Here is an 18,588-nt window from a genome sequence, read left to right as displayed (position 1 = left end):
ATCTTATTAAATCGACTCGGTAATTTAGCTCAAGGTCTTTTGATTAATTAAGGAGATATTATGACATTCATTAATGATAATAATTCAAGAGAAATACAGCAGGTTTATCTGAATATTTTGCATAATATAAAACCATTACCTTTTGATAGGAAATGGAATGATGATAATAATGAAGAGACTCAAAACACAGAAAATTCTTATCAACCTGACCCAAAACAAAATAATTATTCCTCAGCTAAACCCAGTCGAAATTACTCTCCTTCGTCTAATAACTTGACTCCATCTTCTTCTCAGAATAATTCTAATTCTTCTCAGATTTCTTTAAAGAAAGAAAAAAAGCATAGTAATAGTGAACAACCCTCATCTCTTTTATTTAAAGTCACTCAAAATGGAAAGTTCGTTGATGAAATTGAGATGAATAAAGATGGGATTAAATCTAAAAAATCTACTGATTACTCTGACCGATTATTAGCACAAATTGAGATTCTTCAATCTTTACCTGAAGGAACTATTATTCCTTCTGCTCCTTCTATTCAAGTTCGCTCCTTTGAAAAACAAGGGGATAAGATTCTTTCTGAGCAAGTTCTTTTATCTACAGATCAACAAGGTAAAATTACTAAAAATACTATTACTCCTTCTCCTCAAAAAACGGGAACTCAAGTCATTAATGAGCAGCTTGATTTTATCCGAGATAAATCTCTTGCTCAGGATTTGAATAAATTAATTATAGATTGTATCAATAAACAACGTCATTCTCTTTCTCCTGACCTTCAATCTGTTAGAGAACAAGAGCCTCATAACGTCAAATGGTGGCAACAAGCCTTTCAAAAAGGTGGGCAATGGCTCTCTGATTTTGCTAAAGAACATCAACATAAACAAGTAGCCAAAAAACTTTATTATTTATTCTCTAAAAACGCTAAATCTGGAAATGACCGTTTTTCTGAAAATGGTTATACTATTATTCGCCAACCTTTAGGAGAACAACATCGTTACACTGTCTTTAATGCTAATAATCAACCTGTCCTTACTTTTGATGTTAATCAACAAAAACGGTTATCTATTATTAATAACAATTTGACGGCTGATGATAGTAAAGCTCTTATGAATCTTGGGCAATTTAAGATTAATATACATCGACAAGAACATCTACAAAATCCTGCTTTAATGACCAGAGCTAATCGGGTCGCTGATACTTTAGTACAAATGGCTCAACAACAACAACAATCTATTAGACGAGCCGGTCATTCTTACACCCTTGCCATTGATCTTAATGGGGATGTGGAAATATCTGCACCTGGACGTGGTGTTATTTACCATCAAACCCGTCAAGGTGATACCCCCATCGCCACCAATTTAATGACTGAAGCTGATCTTACTTTTTTTGAACGTCAATTTTCTTCTCAGCAACAACCTTCTAAATCTTCTGTTCAGACTCCTACTTCTACTCAGACTCCTACCCCCACTCGTTCTCGTCGTCGTTAACCGGTTACTTATAAAAATGATAGAAAAACTTTTCAAATTACTTGGTGTTTATCAAGCGACAATTATTGATTTTCCTTTAAGCGATCGCCCTTTGGTTTTCTCTTCATTCAACCAACTTAGTGACCGCTTGGGCGTTGAATTAGTTCCTTTAACTATTTCTAGTTCTCAGGATTTCCCTTTTATTACCTCTGGTAAACTCTATTTACTCGATGAATTTCCTACTTTATTAGACAGTTTCTCTGGTGTTGAACAATATCAAATTATTCAATGGCTAATCTCTCTAATCACTCAAAAAATAGATAAGTGTTACTTCATTCTCACCAATGGCATTGGTCAATCTTTACCCGATTATTTACTCCCTTTAATCCCTTCGCTTAATTGGCCACTTCCCAACCTATCTGATATTAAAACCCTTTTAAGCAACGAACTAGGAACACCCGACGAAAATTTGACACCGAGCGAAGTCGAGGTGTTAGCCGTTACCTTAGCTGGTTTATCCACGGCTGAAATTAAAACAGGTTTACGCTTAATTGACCCAAATCAAGCAATTAAACCTCAATTACTCTCCTTTAAACAACAACAACTCTCAGCGTTGGGTTTAAATTTTCTTCCGACTCCTAACCTTTCTACCGTGGGGGGACTAGATCGCATCAAAACCGCAATATCTCAAGTGGCCATCGATTATTCTGAACAAGCTCAAGTTAATGGTATTCCTTTTCCCAAAGGTTGGTTATTTGCCGGTCCCCCTGGTACGGGTAAAACGTTTACTGCCAAAATTTGTGCGGTTGAATTGGGTTTCCCTTTAATTAGTGTTGGGGTAGATATCATTAAATCTAAAGGGGCGGCCTATTTAAAACAACTTTTAATTCGGATTGAATCAGCTTCTCCTGCCGTTTGTTACTTCGATGAATTTGATAAATTCTTTGACCCTGATACTGCTCTTAATGGAGGTTCTAATTCTAAAGAAGTTTTGGGGGTTTTATTGACTTGGTTACAAGAAAAGGAAACTAAAACTTTTGTTATTGCTACCTTAAACCGTCTTGATGCTTTGCCTCCTGAATTGACCCGTGCTGGCCGCTTTGACCGCATTTTTTATGTTGGCTTTCCCCAGGCGATCGAACGCTTTGAAATTCTCAAACTTCATGCTACTCGTTTTGATTCTCGTTATAGTCAAGGGGATAATTATTTTCCCTTAACTCAACAACAATGGGCGATTCTTTTGAACCGTACTCAAAATTTTACTGGGGCTGAATTACAAGCTCTCGTTGAAAAAGCTGCTAAATCTAAATTTTATACGGGTGTTGATTCTATTACTTTAAACATAGATGATTTTTTACAAGCTCGTTCTCTGATTACTCCTCTTTATATTCGAGATACTGAACGAGTTTTAGCGATGGAAAACCGCGCCCGTTTTGTCAGTGAACCGAGTTCTTCTCCTGATAACTCCGTTTTTGCTCCTCCTCAAACTAATCTTTGGGGTGAAGCTTGCTGAAATCATCCTTTCTTTACTTTCTTTGATTAATTATTATTAACGACTTGATTCCCCTTCGATTACCGAGGGGGTTTATTTATAACTCTTTTTTCCTTATTTTTTTTAAAAAATTAGTTGGTTTTTCAACTTTTTTTCCCTACTAATATCAAAAATATAAAGAAAATATTAAGTTTACCTGAAAAAAAAAGATTTAACTTAATTAATTGTTGCTATTTAAGGTTACTTTTTGATAAATTAATTTTATCTACGATGCACCTTTAGAGATTTTTTATAAATTACTCACTTTTTGAATACTAGATAAACGAGATGACCTCTTCTACTCCTTTTAAGAATCAATCAGTTCCTCTACAAGAAACGAATTCAAGAATTTCTCTTTATCATCAACAATGTCAACAAATTAGACTAACCCGTAGAGAACAAGAATTATTGGAATGGCTCAGTTTGGGTTATTCTTACCAAGAAATGGCGGAAGGTATTAATATATCCGTTAATACTATTAAAAATTATTTTCTCCGACTGAGAGAAAAATTTAATGCTCATAATAATAGCCATCTTCTTTCTATTATTTTCCTCGGTGGTTTATTTCCTATGAATTCTCTTGAATCCTTCCAAAACCACTTATCAAATAATTGACCATGCCCTTACTCATCGTCGAATCGCCCAATAAGATTAAAAAACTCAAGCAAATCTTAGGCTCTGGCTGGCTCATTAAAGCCAGTCTCGGTCATGTTAGAGAATTAGCCCGTGATGGAGATGATAATCTCGGTTTTACTCTGACCTCTAATGGGGTTAATTGTCGTTTCGTTCCTCGAAATAGCAAAGCAGCTAAAATCATTAAAGAACTAAAAACCGTTGCTAAAAATAGCAATGCTGTTTATTTTGCCTCTGACCCTGACCGTGAAGGGGAAACGATCGCTTGGCATTTAGCTCAAGAATTAGGGGTGAAAAATCCCCAACGAGTGGTCTATCAAGAAATAACAGAAAAAGCGGTCTTAGCTGCGGTTAAAAACCCCCGTCCCCTAGACCAACAATTAGTCGATGCAGGATTAGCTAGAGCTTGCTTAGATAAATTGGTAGGCTATCGTGGTTCTCCTCTGTTGTGGAAACAAGGCAAAGGTGGCAAAAGTGTCGGGCGTGTACAATCAGCAGCCCTTCATATTCTATGCCATCGAGAACGAGAAATCCTTAACTTTAAACCTGTCGATTATTGGTCGGTTTGGGTTGATTATCAAGAGGGGTTTCGGGCTTTTTATTTAGGTCAACAAGAACAACCCTCTGATAATTCTCTGGATAATGATGATGCAGGTGGGGACAAAGCAGCCGTTGAGTCTAGTCGTGTTCTGTCAGAAGCGGACGCAGATCGTTTAAGTGCGATCGCTCGTTCTAATCCCCATAAAGTGTTGCAAGTGGAGGGAAAAACCATAAACCGTAAACCCCCTGCACCCTTTACTACATCGACTTTACAACAAGCAGCAGGTTCCCGTCTGAAGATGAACCCTGAAACGACGATGAAAGTAGCGCAACATCTTTATGAACAAGGCTTAATCACTTACATGAGGACTGACTCGACGGCGTTGAGTGATGAGTTTTGCCAGTCGGTTAGGCGATGGTTACAGGCAAAAGATCCCAAAAATTTGCCCTCGAAATTGGTTAAACATCGTCAATCGAAGAATGCCCAGGAAGCACACGAAGCTATCCGTCCTACGGATATTACTCGTCCTTCAGCCCAGTTAAAGCAAGAACTTGATGATCAACAGTTTCAACTGTACTTGATAATTTGGATGCGTTCGGTAGCTTCTCTGTGCAATCCTGCACGATTGCTACAAACCAAAATTATTACCCAATCAGGTGAAGTGAAATGGTTAGCCAAAGGACAAGTAATGCAGTTCGAGGGTTATACCAAATATTGGAACAACATTAGCAATGATTCAGTTCTTCCCACAGTACAGCAGGGACAGCCTTTAACCTTAGATAAAGCTGGTCATGATAAGAAACAAACGCAGCCCCCACCACGGTACACTGAACCAAAACTGGTACAAGCAATGGAGAAAAAAGGCATTGGCCGACCATCGACTTATGCCCCTACGGTTAAAACCCTCAAACAACGGGAGTACGTTAAGTTAACCAAAGGCAAGCTACTTCCGACTCCTTTGGGTTTGGACGTTGATGAGTTTTTGGGTAAGATGCTTCCGGAACTACTGCAAGCTGAATTCACTGCACAAATGGAGGGAACTTTTGATGCGATCGCCTCTGGTCAACAAGATTGGCAGAAATATTTAACTACCTGGAATCAAGAATATTTTGACCCCACTTTAAACAAGGCATGGGAAGCATTGGGTGGTAAACCAGCTAATAATAATACGACTACCGTTAGAGAAAAATCTGATGTGTGCTGTCCTCAGTGCCAGAAACCTTTGAGTAAAATTCCATCCAAGTCTAAAAAGTTGACGGTTCCCTATTTCCTTAAGTGTCAAGACGACTGCGATGTTGTTATGTTCTTCGACAAAAAACTGAATAAGTGGGTACAACCTGGGGAGTCTAAACCGAATTCTGGGGAGGAATTAACGCAGTATTCTTGTCCTGTTTGTAGTAAGCCCTTGCAAGAATATTCTTACCAAAAAGATGGACAAGACAAGGTTATGCTGCGTTGCTCTAATTCTAAAGGAGTTAAAGATAGTCGCCATAAAGATGTGGCTTTTTTTATGACGAAAGATGAAAAGTGGTGGAGTAAAAAATACGGGATCTTAGAATAGTCCGTAAAATACCGCTAAAGTCAAACCTATAGCCATATATTTCCATAAGTTCCTACACTCGAATGGTGGGAAAAATATTAAACTATCTGCTAATAACACAACACTAACCACGACAATCTCAAAATGTTCTTGAAACGATATATTCCCTGTAACGAAGGGAATCATCAAACCTACTCCTAAAAATAGGCTGACGATGCAGATCCCCCAACTTATGGCTGATTCAACGATATTTTGTTTTTGTTTTCCGTTCATCATTTTTTTTGACTAATGAATTTTTTTGTATTCTATTTCAAAATTCTTCTTCGCAATCTTCTAGGGTTTCTATCATCAAATTCATTTTTCCCATTCCTTGATTAAGAAATTGCTCACATTGATTGACTTGTTCTACAGCTAGTTCAAACTGAGAAAATACTGTTTCTAAGGGTAAATCCCCCGATTCTATCTTCTGGATCATTTCTTCTACAGAGGAAATTGCTGTTTCGTAATTCCAATCTTTGCTTTCTTTCGGAAAAACCATTACATTACTCTGACAAAATTTCAGTGACTTTTATTTTAATCGTTCCTTGGGGTAATTGTATCGTTAATTCTTGTCCTTCTATTAACTGATTACTATCTCGGATAATTTCTCCATCGGTTTGTCGCACTACAGAAAAACCCCTTTTCAAAACAGCATGAGGATCTAGAGCTTCTAATTTTTCCTTTAACATCAGAGTTTTGACCCTCGCTTCTCTTATCGAGGCTGCATTAACCGAAAGATTTTTGAGACGGTTTTTCAATGATGCTAATTGGTCTGATTCATATCTGAGTCTTTGCTTGAGACTAGCAACTAAGCGTTCTTTGCGCTGTTGATGTTCTATTAGCATCACTTCATAGGAGGGAACGGCCATTTCTGCTGCTGCCGTGGGTGTATGTGCATTAACATCTGCTACTAAGTCGGCTAAGGTTTCGTCCCGTTGGTGGCCAATCCCCGTAATGATTGGAATAGAGGACACGGAGATCGCTCTAACAACCCTTTCATCATTAAAACAGAACAAATCTTCTACGGCTCCCCCTCCCCTGGCTAAAATAATTAATTCCGCTCGTCCATCAATATTTACTCGTTCGATGGCCTTCACAATAGAAGATGGAGCTTCTTTCCCTTGAACTGTTGCCGGGGAGAACAACACCTTTACCCCTGGATTTCTGTGGCTTAATGTTTTTTGAATATCTCCCCAGGCTGCTGCGGTTGTTGCGGTGACAACTGCTATTATTTTAGGGAATGAGGGAAGCGATCGCTTGAGATGCTTCTCAAATAATCCCTCACTCGCTAATCTGTTTTTTAGCTGTTGATAGCGGAGTGCCTGGAGTCCCTCTCCTGTGGCTAAAACTTGGGATACTGTTAGTTGATATTCTCCTTTTTTGGCATAAAGACGCACATTCCCCATTACGAGAATTTCTGACCCCAGTTTGGGTAACTCAAGTAATCGCTCTTTTTGGGAGTTCCAAACTACACACTTTATTGTTGCTTGCCCTTGACTATCACTTAGGGTAAAAAATAAACCTACCCGATGTTCATGGAGACTCGATACTTCCCCTGTGACCCAGACTTGAATTAGTTGGGGATCTTCTTCTAAAAGTAACTTGATATATTCTGTTAATCCTGTGACCGATAATGCTGTCTCTATATTTTCAATCATTAGTTAACTATTGGTTCAACGCAATCAGGGTGATCATTCGTTGGACGATTAACTTTTTGAGTAACTTGATAAGCCAACATTGCATCACTCCCGTAAGGAGTCAGAAAACTCTCAAGGATTTCCCTATCAAAAACATTGTGGTCTAGCCATTGAGAGTAAACATCACGAGAAAGGATTACTGGCATTCTGTGATGAAGCGGTTTCATTAACTCATTAGCCTCTGTGGTAATAATACAGCAAGACAAGACCTCTTCTGTTTGTTCTGAATTCGATACTTCCCAAAGTCCAGCAAAGGCAAAGGGTTGTCTATTTTTGAGGTGTATGTAGTAGGGTTGCTTATTTTTGCCTACATTTTGCCACTCATAAAAACCATCTGCAATAATTAGACATCGACGGTGTTTGAAAGCATTACGAAAAGAAGGTTTTTCGGCGACGGTTTCCCCTCTAGCATTGATCAGCTTACTACCAGTTTTGTCATTCTTAGCCCAACTAGGGATTAAGCCCCACTTCATGGCCTTTAACTGTCTTTGGCTTTTTGATGTCTCTACAATAGTCAGTATCTCTTGTGATGGGGCTATGTTGTAGCGAGGCGACCAATCTTGAACCTGTGAGACTTGGAAGTATTTTGCTATCTCCTCTCCTGAAATCGTTAAGCTAAATCTACCACACATTAGAAAGATTTTTTTTGGCTAAATACAAGTATCTTAATTTTACACAAATGAATTTTTAAAAGGGATAATCCTGTGGTTTTTGTTGATTATTATTTTCTTTAACTTCAGGAGAGGGAAACAACTCTAACTGTTGCTTTCTTGGTGAGGGAGTGGTTTCTTTTCTTCGTTGAGATGTCCGTTCTTCACTGGTATCTTCTGCCACAATTTCATAAAGGGTTGCTAACTTATTTAGTTCTGTCCCTTTACGGAGGATACGACCTAATCTCTGCACATATTCTCTTGCTGAACTTGTGCCTGAAAGGATGATTGCTACTTTCACATCAGGCACATCAACTCCTTCATTTAAAACATGGGAAGTCACTAAACTTTTATAAATCCCTTCTCTAAAACGACTTAGAATATCGTGGCGTTCTTTGACAGGAGTTTGATGAGTAATGGCCGGAATTAAGAACTCTTCTGAAATCCGATAAACTGTTGCATTATCATTGGTAAAAATTAATATAGAATCTTGATGGTGTTCACAAATTAATTCAGTTAAAACTCGTAGTTTGCCATCTGTACCAGCAGCTATTTCTTTGGCTTCACGATGGGCTAACATTGCCCTTCTTCCGGCTGGACTTCTAGCACTGGCTTTCACAAAAATTTGCCAGCCGTTTAAACTCCCTAACGAAATATTAGACTCCCTTAAAAACTTATTCCGAATTTCAATGGCTTTATCGTATCGTTGCCTTTCGGTAGGGGATAGTTTAACTTTTATTTCTACTACTTTATGTTGGGCTAAAGTTCCACCTGCTAAGTCTTTTACTCCTTTGCGGTAAACTACCTCCCCGATTAACGTATCTAGATCACGATGACTACCATCAGACCTTTCTGGGGTGGCCGTCAATCCTAACCGATAGGGTGCAATGGAATATTCTGCAATCACTCTAAAAAAATCCGTCGGTAAATGATGACATTCATCGAAAATTTGCAAAGCATAACGATTTCCTAACGCTTCGGCATGAATGGCTGCACTATTATAAGTGGCAATGAGGATGGGACTGCGATCGCGTGAGCCTCCTCCCAATAAACCTATCTCAATTTCAGGAAAAGCTGCCAACATCTGAGCATACCATTGGTGCATTAAATCCAACGTTGGCACGACAATCAGCGTCGTTCGAGGAGTGGCCACCATCGCTAACTGGGCTAAATAAGTTTTCCCTGCTGCTGTTGGTAGCACCACCACTCCTTGTCGTTGGCCTTGCTTCCAAGCTTGCAAAGATTCTTTTTGATGAGGATAGGGTTCTCGCTCAAAACTAGGGGTTAGGTCTAATGGGAAAAATCCGTTGGCTTCATCAACAAAACTAACTTCACTCCCCTCAAAAGTTTCAATCAAACGACGATAGTAGATAGCCGGTACACGGAACTTCTCAATGCGGTCATCCCAAGTTGCCAAATCTATCCAAGCTTTGCCCCTTGGGGGTGGATGAAGAATTAATGTCCCGCGATCATACGTTAAGAGTGAAGGTCGTGCCATTGATCAACACTACCTTATTTATCGAGGTTCTAGCAAGCAGAATTCACAGGTAATTTTTTGATTTTTAAAACTGCACCTACGGCGTGTCCACTAGGAAAACTAAATGAACCTGCTTCGACCAGATGAGTCCATAATTTTGGGCGAGGTTTGCCATGTAACAACTTCATGCCATCAGCCAGTATCGGATGTCCAAAACAAGCTATCATAAAAAATTTAGCTTCTTGATAATAGGATTTCTGTAACAATATACTCAGGGTTATCGTTATTACTATTATCACAACATTAAAATCACCTAAGTGAGTAATCATTAACATTATTTTGTCTAATTTCGGATTAGACCACTGATAAATCCACAGTAAAAAAGATTCATCTAATCTGTAGTTTTTTTTGTCGATTACATTCTTAGATAACTTTGTAATAGTTACTAAAATAACAAAACAAATTGTTAATGCTTTTATCCCAAAAATAGTCAAAAAAATCCGTAAATAAGACCTAATTTTGTTGCTCATCGATAACAAAATAATAACGACTCATCTCTTCAAATTAATCTTACAGTCCATATTATAAAGACTAATCCTTAGTTTAGTTTCAAGCACATACTGTTTCCAAAATCCTCAGCGTTTCTTCTTCATTGAGAGTTAGCTCAAGCGGATTCGTCCGTCTTAATGATTGTTGCAGTCTTTGGAGCCTTCTAATCAGATTCTCCTCTAATTTCGGCTTATTCACCGACAATAACAGTGCCGGATTATGCAACCAGCGATCGCCTATGTGAGCGTAGATCATGGTGGTTTTGGGGTCAGTATGGCCCAGTAAATCCTGCACTTGTTCTAATGTTGCCCCTGCTCTCAAGGCCAGTGTTGCTGCCGTGTGTCTCAACGAGTGTGCGCTCAACTTCCTGGGTTTGGGCTTATGCTGTGAAAACTCCCTGGCTTTTGTGGGTAGATTACTCTTTTCTTGGCTCCCAGTCAGCTTTTTGAGAGTTTTGGGACAGGGTAATTCTTTTAAGCCGATCACACCGAGATATTTGTCCACGATCCGCCGAAAGGAACGCCGGCTCAAGGGTTTGTCTTGTTCTTCATTGTTACGGGCTACAGAGATGAACAAGGGGGTTTCGTCGGTTATGGTTTCCCCTGCTTTTCTTCTTGCCCTCAAGTAACGCCGGAGCAACTTGGCCAAGTCGGGGGTTAACGGCACGACCCTTGTATGGCGTTTTGATGATACACGCAAGCCTATATTTTTGCCATTTTTCACCATGTTTTCCATTGTGACTCGGTGCAGATCCACCGTTCGGCATCCCTGGAGAACCATCAGCGATATTAAGAGGCGATCGCGTAGGGCATGGACTGTGTTTTCAGTCGGGAGACTATCAAGTAACCGATTCATCTCCTCATTTTCGAGAAAATTAATTGTGGCTGCTGGATCTCTTACTTCTGTAGGGGGGCGAAGTCTGAGGGCTGGATTGAAGCTGATGTATTCGTTTTCGAGGAGTGCGTCGTAAAAGCGACGAAGGACAGCGAGTTTCAAGGAAATCGTAGCGGTTTGGTATTGTTGCTCTTTAACTAACCAACGGCGGAAGCGTTTGAGGTTGGCGAAAGTGGCTTCAACGGGATTGAGGGTCTGGTTTTGACACCAATGAACAAATTGCTTGAGGTGGCAGAGGTAAGTACGTTGGGTATCGTCGGCTGCTTTGCCGTTGCCTACGTCTGTTTCTAAGAAATCCTTGAAGAAGTCGATGATTTGGGTATCTTCAAACAGGACTGGTTTTGCCGAGTGGGTAGAAACGAGGTTAGACATAGGAGCCACCAGGGGGGAATGATAAAAAAGCCAAGATCCTCACACAGAGATAATTTTAGCAACAAAAAGAGTCCGAAAAGAAACGTTCTCGGACTCTTTTAATGATTCGAGAGTGACACCCTGTATTCTGTGCTAGATTATGCTTCTAATTTTTTTCCCACGATCCGTTGTTGGTTAGTATAAATGTTTTGAAAAAGGAGATAGGCGATCGCTATTCTTGATTTGATTGCTTATTTACCAAAAGCTTCAGGATATCAACTATTTCACCTTGTCTTTTTGATAGTTGTTGATTTTGCTGCTCAAAATTCCCCATCATCCGATACATTTCTTTCTTGGTATCTGCATTAGACTGTGCTAGTCTAGCTTGGGCTTTAGCAATCGTAGCATGGGATTCAGCTAAATCTGCATGAGATTGTGCCAATTCTGCCATTATTTCATATACCCTAGCCCTTTCTCTTTGAGCTTCGGCATTACTTTCAGATAACGCCTCTATCGCACGAGCATTAGAATCAACTCTTTGTCCTATTTTTTCTACTAATGCTTCAATTCTATCTAATCTTGATGGGTCTGAATTAGCCATACTTAACAATAAATTTTTAATAATATTATCTTTTATTATAGCATAAAAAGTTATTTTAATAAAATAAAAATCTATTTTTATTTAACTTTTATTAGCGGTTTAAATTCAATAAATACAACCATTTCAAACAATAAAAAATCAATCAAAAAATTTTGCTTTCACTCTCTTAATACAACCGAAACTTTTTTTCCGTACTATCTTTTTCTTTCAAGATAGGACGAATTTTAGGTTTAGGTTTAGGTTTAAGCTTTCTCTTCTTCTTCTTCTTCTTCTTCTTAGGTTGCAATTGCTTAGGAGGAGTCTTTTTAAATTGAGTTGGATTGATGGGAATTTTTAGATACTTTGGTACTTGTTCTATCTCAGTTTTTTCTAATAACAAATTACGCAATATTTCTCTTCGGTTCATCTTTAATTCCATGAGTTTATTTTCATCGGCTATCTCAGCTTTTATCAACGTCCACACTTTACCATTCCTAACGCCTACAACATCCCAAAATTCTCCTGGGTTGGCTTCAGGAGGTAATGTCCCCTCTATTTTTAGGGTGAAAGGCTTATATAATAAATCTTTTTCATAATGGGTTTGACATTCTACTTGAATTGAAAAAGACTTTTTGAAAATTGTTTTAATTGTTCCTCTTATTCGCATATAATCTACATTTGCCTTAAATACTTCTCCTCCAAAATCAACTAAATAAGGCTTATCTATTTTTGGTCTTATTAACTGGACTTCTGATATTTCTTTATTCCTTTTTGTGTGAAAATACAAAAACCAGTAATAAGCCTTATCTTCGGTAAAATCCTTCCTTTCTTGAATCTTTTTCCAGCAACTTAAACTCATGAAAGCAGGGAAGGCAAGTTTATCTAATGTGACTAACCTCCCAACAACTGGAGTTATTTCTTGGTTCGGAGTCTCAGGGTAAAAAGTTCCTTCTATATATCCTTCTACTTTATATTCATCTACTTTATGAGTTAGTTGAAACAAAAGTTCTTTATAACAGAACATAGACATTTAGCGATACCCCCGTTTCATTAACTTCTCATTAAATAGTTCTGCCTCGTCCATATTAAACATCTTCAATAACTGCTTTGTTAATAGTTTCCAATCTACTTTTGATAATGCCCATCGTAATAACGGTTCGACAAATTCAGGGGCATCAGGAGCCGTTATCCTTTGTTTAGACATATCATATTTATATTCTCTATAGTCAAAATAAAAAGCATCCTCTGTCAATTCTTCGGCTAGACACACCTCAAGTATTTTCTTACTGAATTCTCTTTCTCTTATATGATACGGAAACCATTGATACCAATACCGTAGCTGTTTAAGGAAACGTTCGTCGTAGCGTTCCTCATCGTCTAAATAGTAATCTTGTAGTTTATATTTCAGGTATTCTAATATTATCTTTGTTTCTCCGAAAGTTCCTGTTACTACCTCAAATTGATCGATATAATGTTTTCGTTTTAATGAACAAGTATAGGTTACATTCGGCTCAGGTTCGGGGCCGGGTGATGGTGGTAGGGAAACCCTTTTTAGCACTTGTTTTAGGGATATTTTCCATTCGTATGCTATGTTTACAGTAGGATACTCCCCTATTAATCTTATCAATTTCTTCTTGTTTTTCTTGTTTAATTCCCCCTGTACACGATTTCCGAGTAACATGATCGCTTGCTCTAATTCTTCTTTGGCTCCCGGTACAATTGGGGGTAATTTTAAGTCTTGTTTCTGTTTGTTCATCATTTTTTTTACTATTAGTTTTTACCTTTTTCTTTTTAGTAGATAGGTATTTTTATAATCCAATTAATCTCCTTTTCTAAACACTCAAGCCGAATTTGTCCTGAATAATACTCAATAAGTTGCTCACAAAAATAAAGAGTGAAATTATTAGGCGCATAAACTGATTGAATTTTCAACTCTATAACTAAATAAGTTAAATCTAAATTAGACACCTTAATTTCCATTAGCGGATATTCCTTTTCTTCTATTTGATGACTTAAAAAAATGTCGTCGAAAATTCGATTAAAAATAATTAATAATTTGTGTGTTTCTCTTATAAAAGTAGAGGTAGAAATAATCTCTACTTTTATCAAATCTAATAAATCCACACCATATTCTTGATAAATTATTCGCCTAATAGAATTAATTATTTCATCTATTAAGCATTGAGTTTCAACTAATCCTTGAGGTAAGTTAGCTTCTTTATAGGTTAAAGAAGCTAACGAGTCTAGTGTAGGAAAATATATAGCCATTTTTTGACTTACATATTCTATTTTTTCTAATATTTGTTGATAATATATCGTTAATTGAGAAATACTTTGATCTATTTTTATTTTATTCTTAGGGTTGGAGACGAATTGATTAATTTTTTCTGTTAATATTTGTTCCTCAGTTGAAATTAGGTATTTAGAATTAGAAATATATTGTAAATTTTCTGTCAAAAATTCCTCAAATGGAGTTGATAAGACTACATAATCTTTATAAAATTGTCGTTCATCTATTTTCTTTTTAATCGCTTATTAAGAGCTAAAATTTCTTCTTTTTGTTTTTTTTGCTGCCATTCATAATCAAAAATAGCTAAAATTATTCCTAAACTCCAAAGTAAAATTAAAGTAGGAATAATAGGAATCCAAATTCCCAAAATAAATAAACTATAACTAATAATGGCTATTATCATAGAAGTCGTTAGTAAGAAAAGAGTTAATGATTTCGATTGATAACGAAATTGATTTATACAAAAACAGATAATAATTCCGAAAACGACTAACCAAATACTAATTTCTAATTCGTTAACAAATTTAATTAAAGGTTTCTCTCCTAAAGCGTTACTAATAAGAACAGAAGCTAATTGTGCTTGAATTTCCATTCCGAACATAGGTTCAGGAGAAGAAGATAAAGAACGACTATAAGGTGTTAAAAAATAGTCCTTTTTACTCGAAGCATAAGAGCCGATAATTACCAATTTATCTTTGAAAATAGAAGGTTTAATATTTTCACTCAACACATCAGATATTGATACGAACTCAAATTCTACATTTCGCCAATTAAGAAAAATTTGATAGCTACCGTCATCGATTTGAGTGTATGGCCCCGATGAATTACGGAATGGCCAGAACGTGGCTTGATTTAGCTTTAGCCAGCCTTTTTCTCCTGCTTCTGGGTAAATTTCTTGCTCAGCTAAATATTCGTAAGCTAAAACCAATCCCAAATTTGGCAGAGCAGGTGGTTTAGTTTGGGGAAAGAGAAACATTCGTCTTAATACCCCATCACTATCCGTCTGCACAGCGACTTCTGTTACTTGGTTTGGATTAATTGGAGGGGGTGCTACTGGTGCGAAAACTGGATTTTCCTTATCTCCTGTTTGTTTTCCTACCCCATAAAAATTAGTATTTGCCTCAAATAGTTCCAAAAGTTGTTCTCTTCCTTCCCCCACTGGCTGATCTCGAAAAAAATCTAAGCCTATGGCTATTGGCTCTTGTTGTTCAATTATTCTCAGCAATTGTGCCATTGTGCGATCGCTTATTTGTGCTGATTGTAAGGCTTGAATATCCTCTTCAGTTTCGCCAACCAAGACTATCCGTCGATCAATGCCCTCATACGGCTGTAATTTGAACAATAAATCAACCGCTAACCACTCTAGCCATTGAAGTCCTCCTAAATGCCGAATCCCAATAGTAGTTATAGTGACTGAAATTGTTATTAATAACTTTAGACAAAAAAGCCTATTAATTTTGCTCTTGATCTTCTTTGGCATCAAATTCTATTTCAGGTTTTCCCTCAAGATACAGTTGAATCAGTTGATCCGAAGCTGTCTCGTAATCAACTTTGCTCAAATCTACTGATAATATCTTAGCGTGCCGAATTTTATTGTCACACAGAAGTCCTGCTACCACATTATAGTTTTCAGATTTAACTAATTGTGACGATAATTTAATGGGAATATATTGTTCTTGACTTACAACAATTTTTCTTTCAAAAACTACGTTTAAGTCTTTGTCCCTAACTACCACTAAAAAAGTTTCTTCAGGAGAAGCCGGTTTAATTTCAAATAATAAAATGGGTTGACTCAGTTGAGTCGTTAATGGATTAGTCCCAATTAGCGAGAGTTCTCCTTGTTTAACTACACATCCTCTAGTGCTACTTGCACTGGTACGTTCGGAATCTCTTTGTTGCTCAGGTGGCTCGTAACCCATGAGAAATACAGATGAAAAAACTATAATATAAAACCATACTCTTTTTTTAGCCATAAATAAATTTACTATCTAAATTTGTGAATGTCTGGTTTATTTTATCGCTATCGTCGTTCAATAGTTCTTTTTTGCTTAGTTGCATTATTGGTAGTCACATTTCCTTTACGTGCTGTCTCAACCTCAACTGAGGATCTACTCCTTAACTTGAACCAAGCTCAAAAATTAATTGATCAAGGCAATTTTAATCTAGCTTCTACCATGCTTGAATCCCTTGAAGGAAAATTATCAAAACAAGCTTATCCGTATTATCAAGCCATTACTGCCAACTTATTTCTCCGACAAGGACTATATAATCGAGCTATTAAAATTTATAGTGACCTTTATCAACAAGATTTCGGGAAACAAACTAATAATTATCTACCTTTGCTAGATAATTATGTCCAAGCAACTCTAGGGAGAGCCAAAATTTACTCTTTCTTAGCCAGTGAGGATCTTGAGCGTCGAGATGAATTTTTAAAAATAGTAAATAGCGATCAAACTGTAGCTACAGAGTTAGCCACTGAAGCAGTACAGCTTTCGGCATCAAATTCTCTTAGAGATCAAATTCGAGCCTCCCTTAATTTAGGAAAAATTTCGGGCAATTTAGTTGATTTATCTACTCTCACTGGTCAAATAGAGTCTTTGTCTACTTCTCGTGATAAAGCTGAATTTTTATTAGAATTGGCTAAACTTAGTCCAAATTCTTACCCCATAATCAAAAAAGCTGTTGACGTTGCTTTGGAGACGCAAGATCCCCTTAGCTTATCTTGGACATGGAAAGCATTGGGAGAATATTACGAACAAAAAGGTTTATATGAAAAGGCTTTAGAAGCTAGTTATCGCGTTATCTGGGCTTCTGAGGAAGTTCAAGATTGGTTGGGAAGTATCCAAGGACAGTGGCTTTCAGCTAGAGTTTACGAAAAATTAGACCAATCAGCACAAGCTAATGTAGCATACCGTAATGCTGTTAATACTGTAAAAACTTTAAGGGCTGATTTGGCTGGAAGTCCAGTGGGACAAAACCTTTTTTTTGACACTATTGATCCGTTATTGCGAGATTTTTTATCCTTTTTATTAAGCCAACCTGTTGTCTCTCAAGAAGCTTTGTCCGAAACTATTGAGATTATTCGTCTTAATCAATTAGCTGAGTTAGATAATTTCTTTGGAGATATATGTCAAATTGAATTCGACTCTCCAATAACTCAAAAAGCTGAAGATGTTTTGATATACACTCTTTTATTACCTGAGAATTCCTACGAAATCATGAAGTTTTCTGATAGTTCTTATCAACTGATTGAGCTTGGAATAAAAGGTGATGACTTAAAACAAATTGTTTCAGAGTGGCGTAAAAATCTTACCGATGCTTTTTATGGTAACTATCGTCCAGGCAGTAAAAATTTATATGAAATATTAATTAAGCCAATAAAAATTGAACTCGAATTGAGGAATATTGAACACATAGTTTTTGTTCAAGATAGTTTACTTCGTAATATTCCTATGAGTGGTCTTTTTAATAAGGATTCTCAACAATACTTAATAGAAAATTATCTTATTAGCTACTCCTTAGATTTGGGAGGCTCTTTACTTACAACACAACCCAAAAATGCCTTAATTGTAGGTTCTTCTGAACCTACGTCAACTTTTCCCAATGCGCTTCCAGGAGTGCTACAAGAAACAAAACTTATTCAAGAACTTATTGGAGGCACACGATTAATTAATAAGTCTTTTACTCCTAAAGCTTTAGAAAATAATCTTGCTCAACAAAATTATGAAATTTTGCATTTAGCTAGTCATAGCCGATTTTCTGGGCTATCTGAAGAAGTTAAAATTCAAACAGGAACGGAAGTTTTAAACTTATTTGAATTTGATAATTTGTTAAACCAAAGAAAAGCGTTGATTAAACATTTATCTCTTAGTGCTTGTGAGACAGCTTCAGGTTCGCGATATGCTACATTAGGGGTTGCAGGAATTGGGCTTCGTGCTGGAATTTCTAGTGTTTTAGGCTCTTTGTGGTTGGCAGATGATAAAAATAGCGTCGAATTCTTTCGTTCCTTTTATCAATCTTGGTTAGAAAATAATTCAGTAGCAAAGGCATTACAACAAGCACAAAAAGAACAAATCGAAAAAAATATTAACCCTACTAACTGGGCTAATTATATTCTGATTTCATGATTTTTTCTAAATTTACTAATTCGATTAGAAATTAATATGATTTGCCATTGCCCATAGAGCTTTTGCGTGGCGAGCTTGCCAAAAGTCAAGAATTTCTTCAACTTTGGGGGACTCTCTTTTTAGCACTTCATGTAAATAATTAGCGTGCCTAGCTTCATCCTTCGCTATACTCAACAAACCCATTTTCAATTTGCGTTCTTGAAGATTGTCTTCTGGCAAAGCTTTCGC

18 protein-coding genes and 1 pseudogene are annotated in these 18,588 nt (G+C 37.1%); 5 read left to right on the top strand and 14 right to left on the bottom strand.

What is annotated here, in order from left to right; translation table 11 throughout:
* The first annotated feature begins 60 nt into the window (after window positions 1–60).
* The 4 genes from CY0110_RS25280 to topA all read left to right on the top strand — a co-directional run bounded on the left by CY0110_RS25280 (window position 61) and on the right by topA (window position 5,727).
* The gene (locus CY0110_RS25280; RefSeq protein WP_008278474.1) at window positions 61–1,482 is read left to right on the top strand and encodes a hypothetical protein; all 1,422 of its coding nucleotides are present in this window, start codon (window positions 61–63) and stop codon (window positions 1,480–1,482) included.
* A 16-nt stretch (window positions 1,483–1,498) separates the two neighbouring features.
* Window positions 1,499–2,974 (top strand): ATP-binding protein, encoded by a 1,476-nt coding sequence (locus CY0110_RS25275; RefSeq protein WP_008278473.1) that lies wholly within the window; start codon window positions 1,499–1,501, stop codon window positions 2,972–2,974.
* A gap of 306 nt (window positions 2,975–3,280) precedes the next feature.
* Complete coding sequence (locus tag CY0110_RS25270; protein ID WP_008278472.1) at window positions 3,281–3,607, top strand: helix-turn-helix transcriptional regulator; 327 nt, start codon at window positions 3,281–3,283, stop codon at window positions 3,605–3,607.
* 2 nt (window positions 3,608–3,609) lie between these two features.
* Entirely contained in the window at window positions 3,610–5,727 is a 2,118-nt protein-coding gene (topA, locus tag CY0110_RS25265; protein WP_008278471.1) for a type I DNA topoisomerase, read from the top strand.
* On the opposite strand, the gene CY0110_RS25260 is transcribed toward topA, so the two are convergent.
* The 13 genes from CY0110_RS25260 to CY0110_RS25200 all read right to left on the bottom strand — a co-directional run bounded on the left by CY0110_RS25260 (window position 5,719) and on the right by CY0110_RS25200 (window position 16,206).
* Entirely contained in the window at window positions 5,719–5,982 is a 264-nt protein-coding gene (locus tag CY0110_RS25260) for a hypothetical protein (RefSeq protein WP_035800666.1), read from the bottom strand. The genes topA and CY0110_RS25260 overlap by 9 nt on opposite strands.
* Window positions 5,983–6,016: 34 nt before the next feature.
* On the bottom strand, window positions 6,017–6,244 hold the full coding sequence (gene xseB / locus CY0110_RS25255; RefSeq protein ID WP_008278469.1) for an exodeoxyribonuclease VII small subunit: 228 nt from the start codon (window positions 6,242–6,244) through the stop codon (window positions 6,017–6,019).
* A gap of 4 nt (window positions 6,245–6,248) precedes the next feature.
* The gene (xseA, locus tag CY0110_RS25250; RefSeq protein ID WP_008278468.1) at window positions 6,249–7,403 is read right to left on the bottom strand and encodes an exodeoxyribonuclease VII large subunit; all 1,155 of its coding nucleotides are present in this window, start codon (window positions 7,401–7,403) and stop codon (window positions 6,249–6,251) included.
* Window positions 7,403–8,074 (bottom strand): SOS response-associated peptidase, encoded by a 672-nt coding sequence (locus tag CY0110_RS25245; protein WP_008278467.1) that lies wholly within the window; start codon window positions 8,072–8,074, stop codon window positions 7,403–7,405. The genes xseA and CY0110_RS25245 overlap by 1 nt, the downstream gene beginning before the upstream one ends.
* Window positions 8,075–8,129: 55 nt before the next feature.
* Window positions 8,130–9,590 (bottom strand): DEAD/DEAH box helicase, encoded by a 1,461-nt coding sequence (locus CY0110_RS25240; RefSeq protein WP_008278466.1) that lies wholly within the window; start codon window positions 9,588–9,590, stop codon window positions 8,130–8,132.
* Between the two features lie 29 nt (window positions 9,591–9,619).
* Entirely contained in the window at window positions 9,620–10,099 is a 480-nt protein-coding gene (locus CY0110_RS25235; protein ID WP_008278465.1) for a phosphatase PAP2 family protein, read from the bottom strand.
* 79 nt (window positions 10,100–10,178) lie between these two features.
* Complete coding sequence (locus CY0110_RS25230; RefSeq protein ID WP_008278464.1) at window positions 10,179–11,384, bottom strand: tyrosine-type recombinase/integrase; 1,206 nt, start codon at window positions 11,382–11,384, stop codon at window positions 10,179–10,181.
* A gap of 211 nt (window positions 11,385–11,595) precedes the next feature.
* The gene (locus CY0110_RS25225) at window positions 11,596–11,964 is read right to left on the bottom strand and encodes a hypothetical protein (RefSeq protein WP_008278463.1); all 369 of its coding nucleotides are present in this window, start codon (window positions 11,962–11,964) and stop codon (window positions 11,596–11,598) included.
* 166 nt (window positions 11,965–12,130) lie between these two features.
* Complete coding sequence (locus CY0110_RS25220; protein ID WP_008278462.1) at window positions 12,131–12,973, bottom strand: hypothetical protein; 843 nt, start codon at window positions 12,971–12,973, stop codon at window positions 12,131–12,133.
* Window positions 12,974–13,702 (bottom strand): hypothetical protein, encoded by a 729-nt coding sequence (locus CY0110_RS25215; RefSeq protein ID WP_008278461.1) that lies wholly within the window; start codon window positions 13,700–13,702, stop codon window positions 12,974–12,976. It abuts the gene before it with no gap.
* Window positions 13,703–13,734: 32 nt separating this feature from the next.
* Complete coding sequence (locus CY0110_RS25210) at window positions 13,735–14,400, bottom strand: hypothetical protein (protein ID WP_008278460.1); 666 nt, start codon at window positions 14,398–14,400, stop codon at window positions 13,735–13,737.
* Window positions 14,401–14,456: 56 nt separating this feature from the next.
* Complete coding sequence (locus tag CY0110_RS25205) at window positions 14,457–15,713, bottom strand: CHASE2 domain-containing protein (protein ID WP_008278459.1); 1,257 nt, start codon at window positions 15,711–15,713, stop codon at window positions 14,457–14,459.
* On the bottom strand, window positions 15,685–16,206 hold the full coding sequence (locus CY0110_RS25200; protein WP_008278458.1) for a hypothetical protein: 522 nt from the start codon (window positions 16,204–16,206) through the stop codon (window positions 15,685–15,687). The genes CY0110_RS25205 and CY0110_RS25200 overlap by 29 nt, the downstream gene beginning before the upstream one ends.
* Before the next feature lie 27 nt (window positions 16,207–16,233).
* On the opposite strand from CY0110_RS25200, the gene CY0110_RS25195 reads away from it, so the two are divergent.
* Window positions 16,234–18,360 (top strand): CHAT domain-containing protein, encoded by a 2,127-nt coding sequence (locus CY0110_RS25195; protein ID WP_008278457.1) that lies wholly within the window; start codon window positions 16,234–16,236, stop codon window positions 18,358–18,360.
* Between the two features lie 24 nt (window positions 18,361–18,384).
* Here CY0110_RS25195 and CY0110_RS25190 read toward each other — a convergent pair.
* Window positions 18,385–18,588: pseudogene (locus CY0110_RS25190) on the bottom strand (ferritin-like domain-containing protein); the annotation flags it as partial.

Origin of the sequence: Crocosphaera chwakensis CCY0110, assembly GCF_000169335.1 — a bacterium.
GTDB classification, from domain to species: Bacteria; Cyanobacteriota; Cyanobacteriia; order Cyanobacteriales; family Microcystaceae; genus Crocosphaera; species Crocosphaera chwakensis.
This window is presented reverse-complemented; position numbering and strand designations above follow the sequence as displayed.

Bases quoted from the DNA above. Each gene is read 5' to 3' on its own strand.
- CY0110_RS25215 (WP_008278461.1), bottom strand. From the start codon at position 13,702: ATGATGAACAAACAGAAACAAGACTTAAAATTACCCCCAATTGTACCG.
- CY0110_RS25235 (WP_008278465.1), bottom strand. From the start codon at position 10,099: ATGAGCAACAAAATTAGGTCTTATTTACGGATTTTTTTGACTATTTTT.
- CY0110_RS25230 (WP_008278464.1), bottom strand. From the start codon at position 11,384: ATGTCTAACCTCGTTTCTACCCACTCGGCAAAACCAGTCCTGTTTGAA.
- CY0110_RS25245 (WP_008278467.1), bottom strand. From the start codon at position 8,074: ATGTGTGGTAGATTTAGCTTAACGATTTCAGGAGAGGAGATAGCAAAA.
- CY0110_RS25200 (WP_008278458.1), bottom strand. From the start codon at position 16,206: ATGGCTAAAAAAAGAGTATGGTTTTATATTATAGTTTTTTCATCTGTA.
- CY0110_RS25270 (WP_008278472.1), top strand. From the start codon at position 3,281: ATGACCTCTTCTACTCCTTTTAAGAATCAATCAGTTCCTCTACAAGAA.
- CY0110_RS25220 (WP_008278462.1), bottom strand. From the start codon at position 12,973: ATGTCTATGTTCTGTTATAAAGAACTTTTGTTTCAACTAACTCATAAA.
- xseB (WP_008278469.1), bottom strand. From the start codon at position 6,244: ATGGTTTTTCCGAAAGAAAGCAAAGATTGGAATTACGAAACAGCAATT.
- CY0110_RS25240 (WP_008278466.1), bottom strand. From the start codon at position 9,590: ATGGCACGACCTTCACTCTTAACGTATGATCGCGGGACATTAATTCTT.
- CY0110_RS25225 (WP_008278463.1), bottom strand. From the start codon at position 11,964: ATGGCTAATTCAGACCCATCAAGATTAGATAGAATTGAAGCATTAGTA.
- CY0110_RS25205 (WP_008278459.1), bottom strand. From the start codon at position 15,713: ATGCCAAAGAAGATCAAGAGCAAAATTAATAGGCTTTTTTGTCTAAAG.
- CY0110_RS25195 (WP_008278457.1), top strand. From the start codon at position 16,234: ATGTCTGGTTTATTTTATCGCTATCGTCGTTCAATAGTTCTTTTTTGC.
- CY0110_RS25275 (WP_008278473.1), top strand. From the start codon at position 1,499: ATGATAGAAAAACTTTTCAAATTACTTGGTGTTTATCAAGCGACAATT.
- CY0110_RS25260 (WP_035800666.1), bottom strand. From the start codon at position 5,982: ATGATGAACGGAAAACAAAAACAAAATATCGTTGAATCAGCCATAAGT.
- CY0110_RS25280 (WP_008278474.1), top strand. From the start codon at position 61: ATGACATTCATTAATGATAATAATTCAAGAGAAATACAGCAGGTTTAT.
- xseA (WP_008278468.1), bottom strand. From the start codon at position 7,403: ATGATTGAAAATATAGAGACAGCATTATCGGTCACAGGATTAACAGAA.
- topA (WP_008278471.1), top strand. From the start codon at position 3,610: ATGCCCTTACTCATCGTCGAATCGCCCAATAAGATTAAAAAACTCAAG.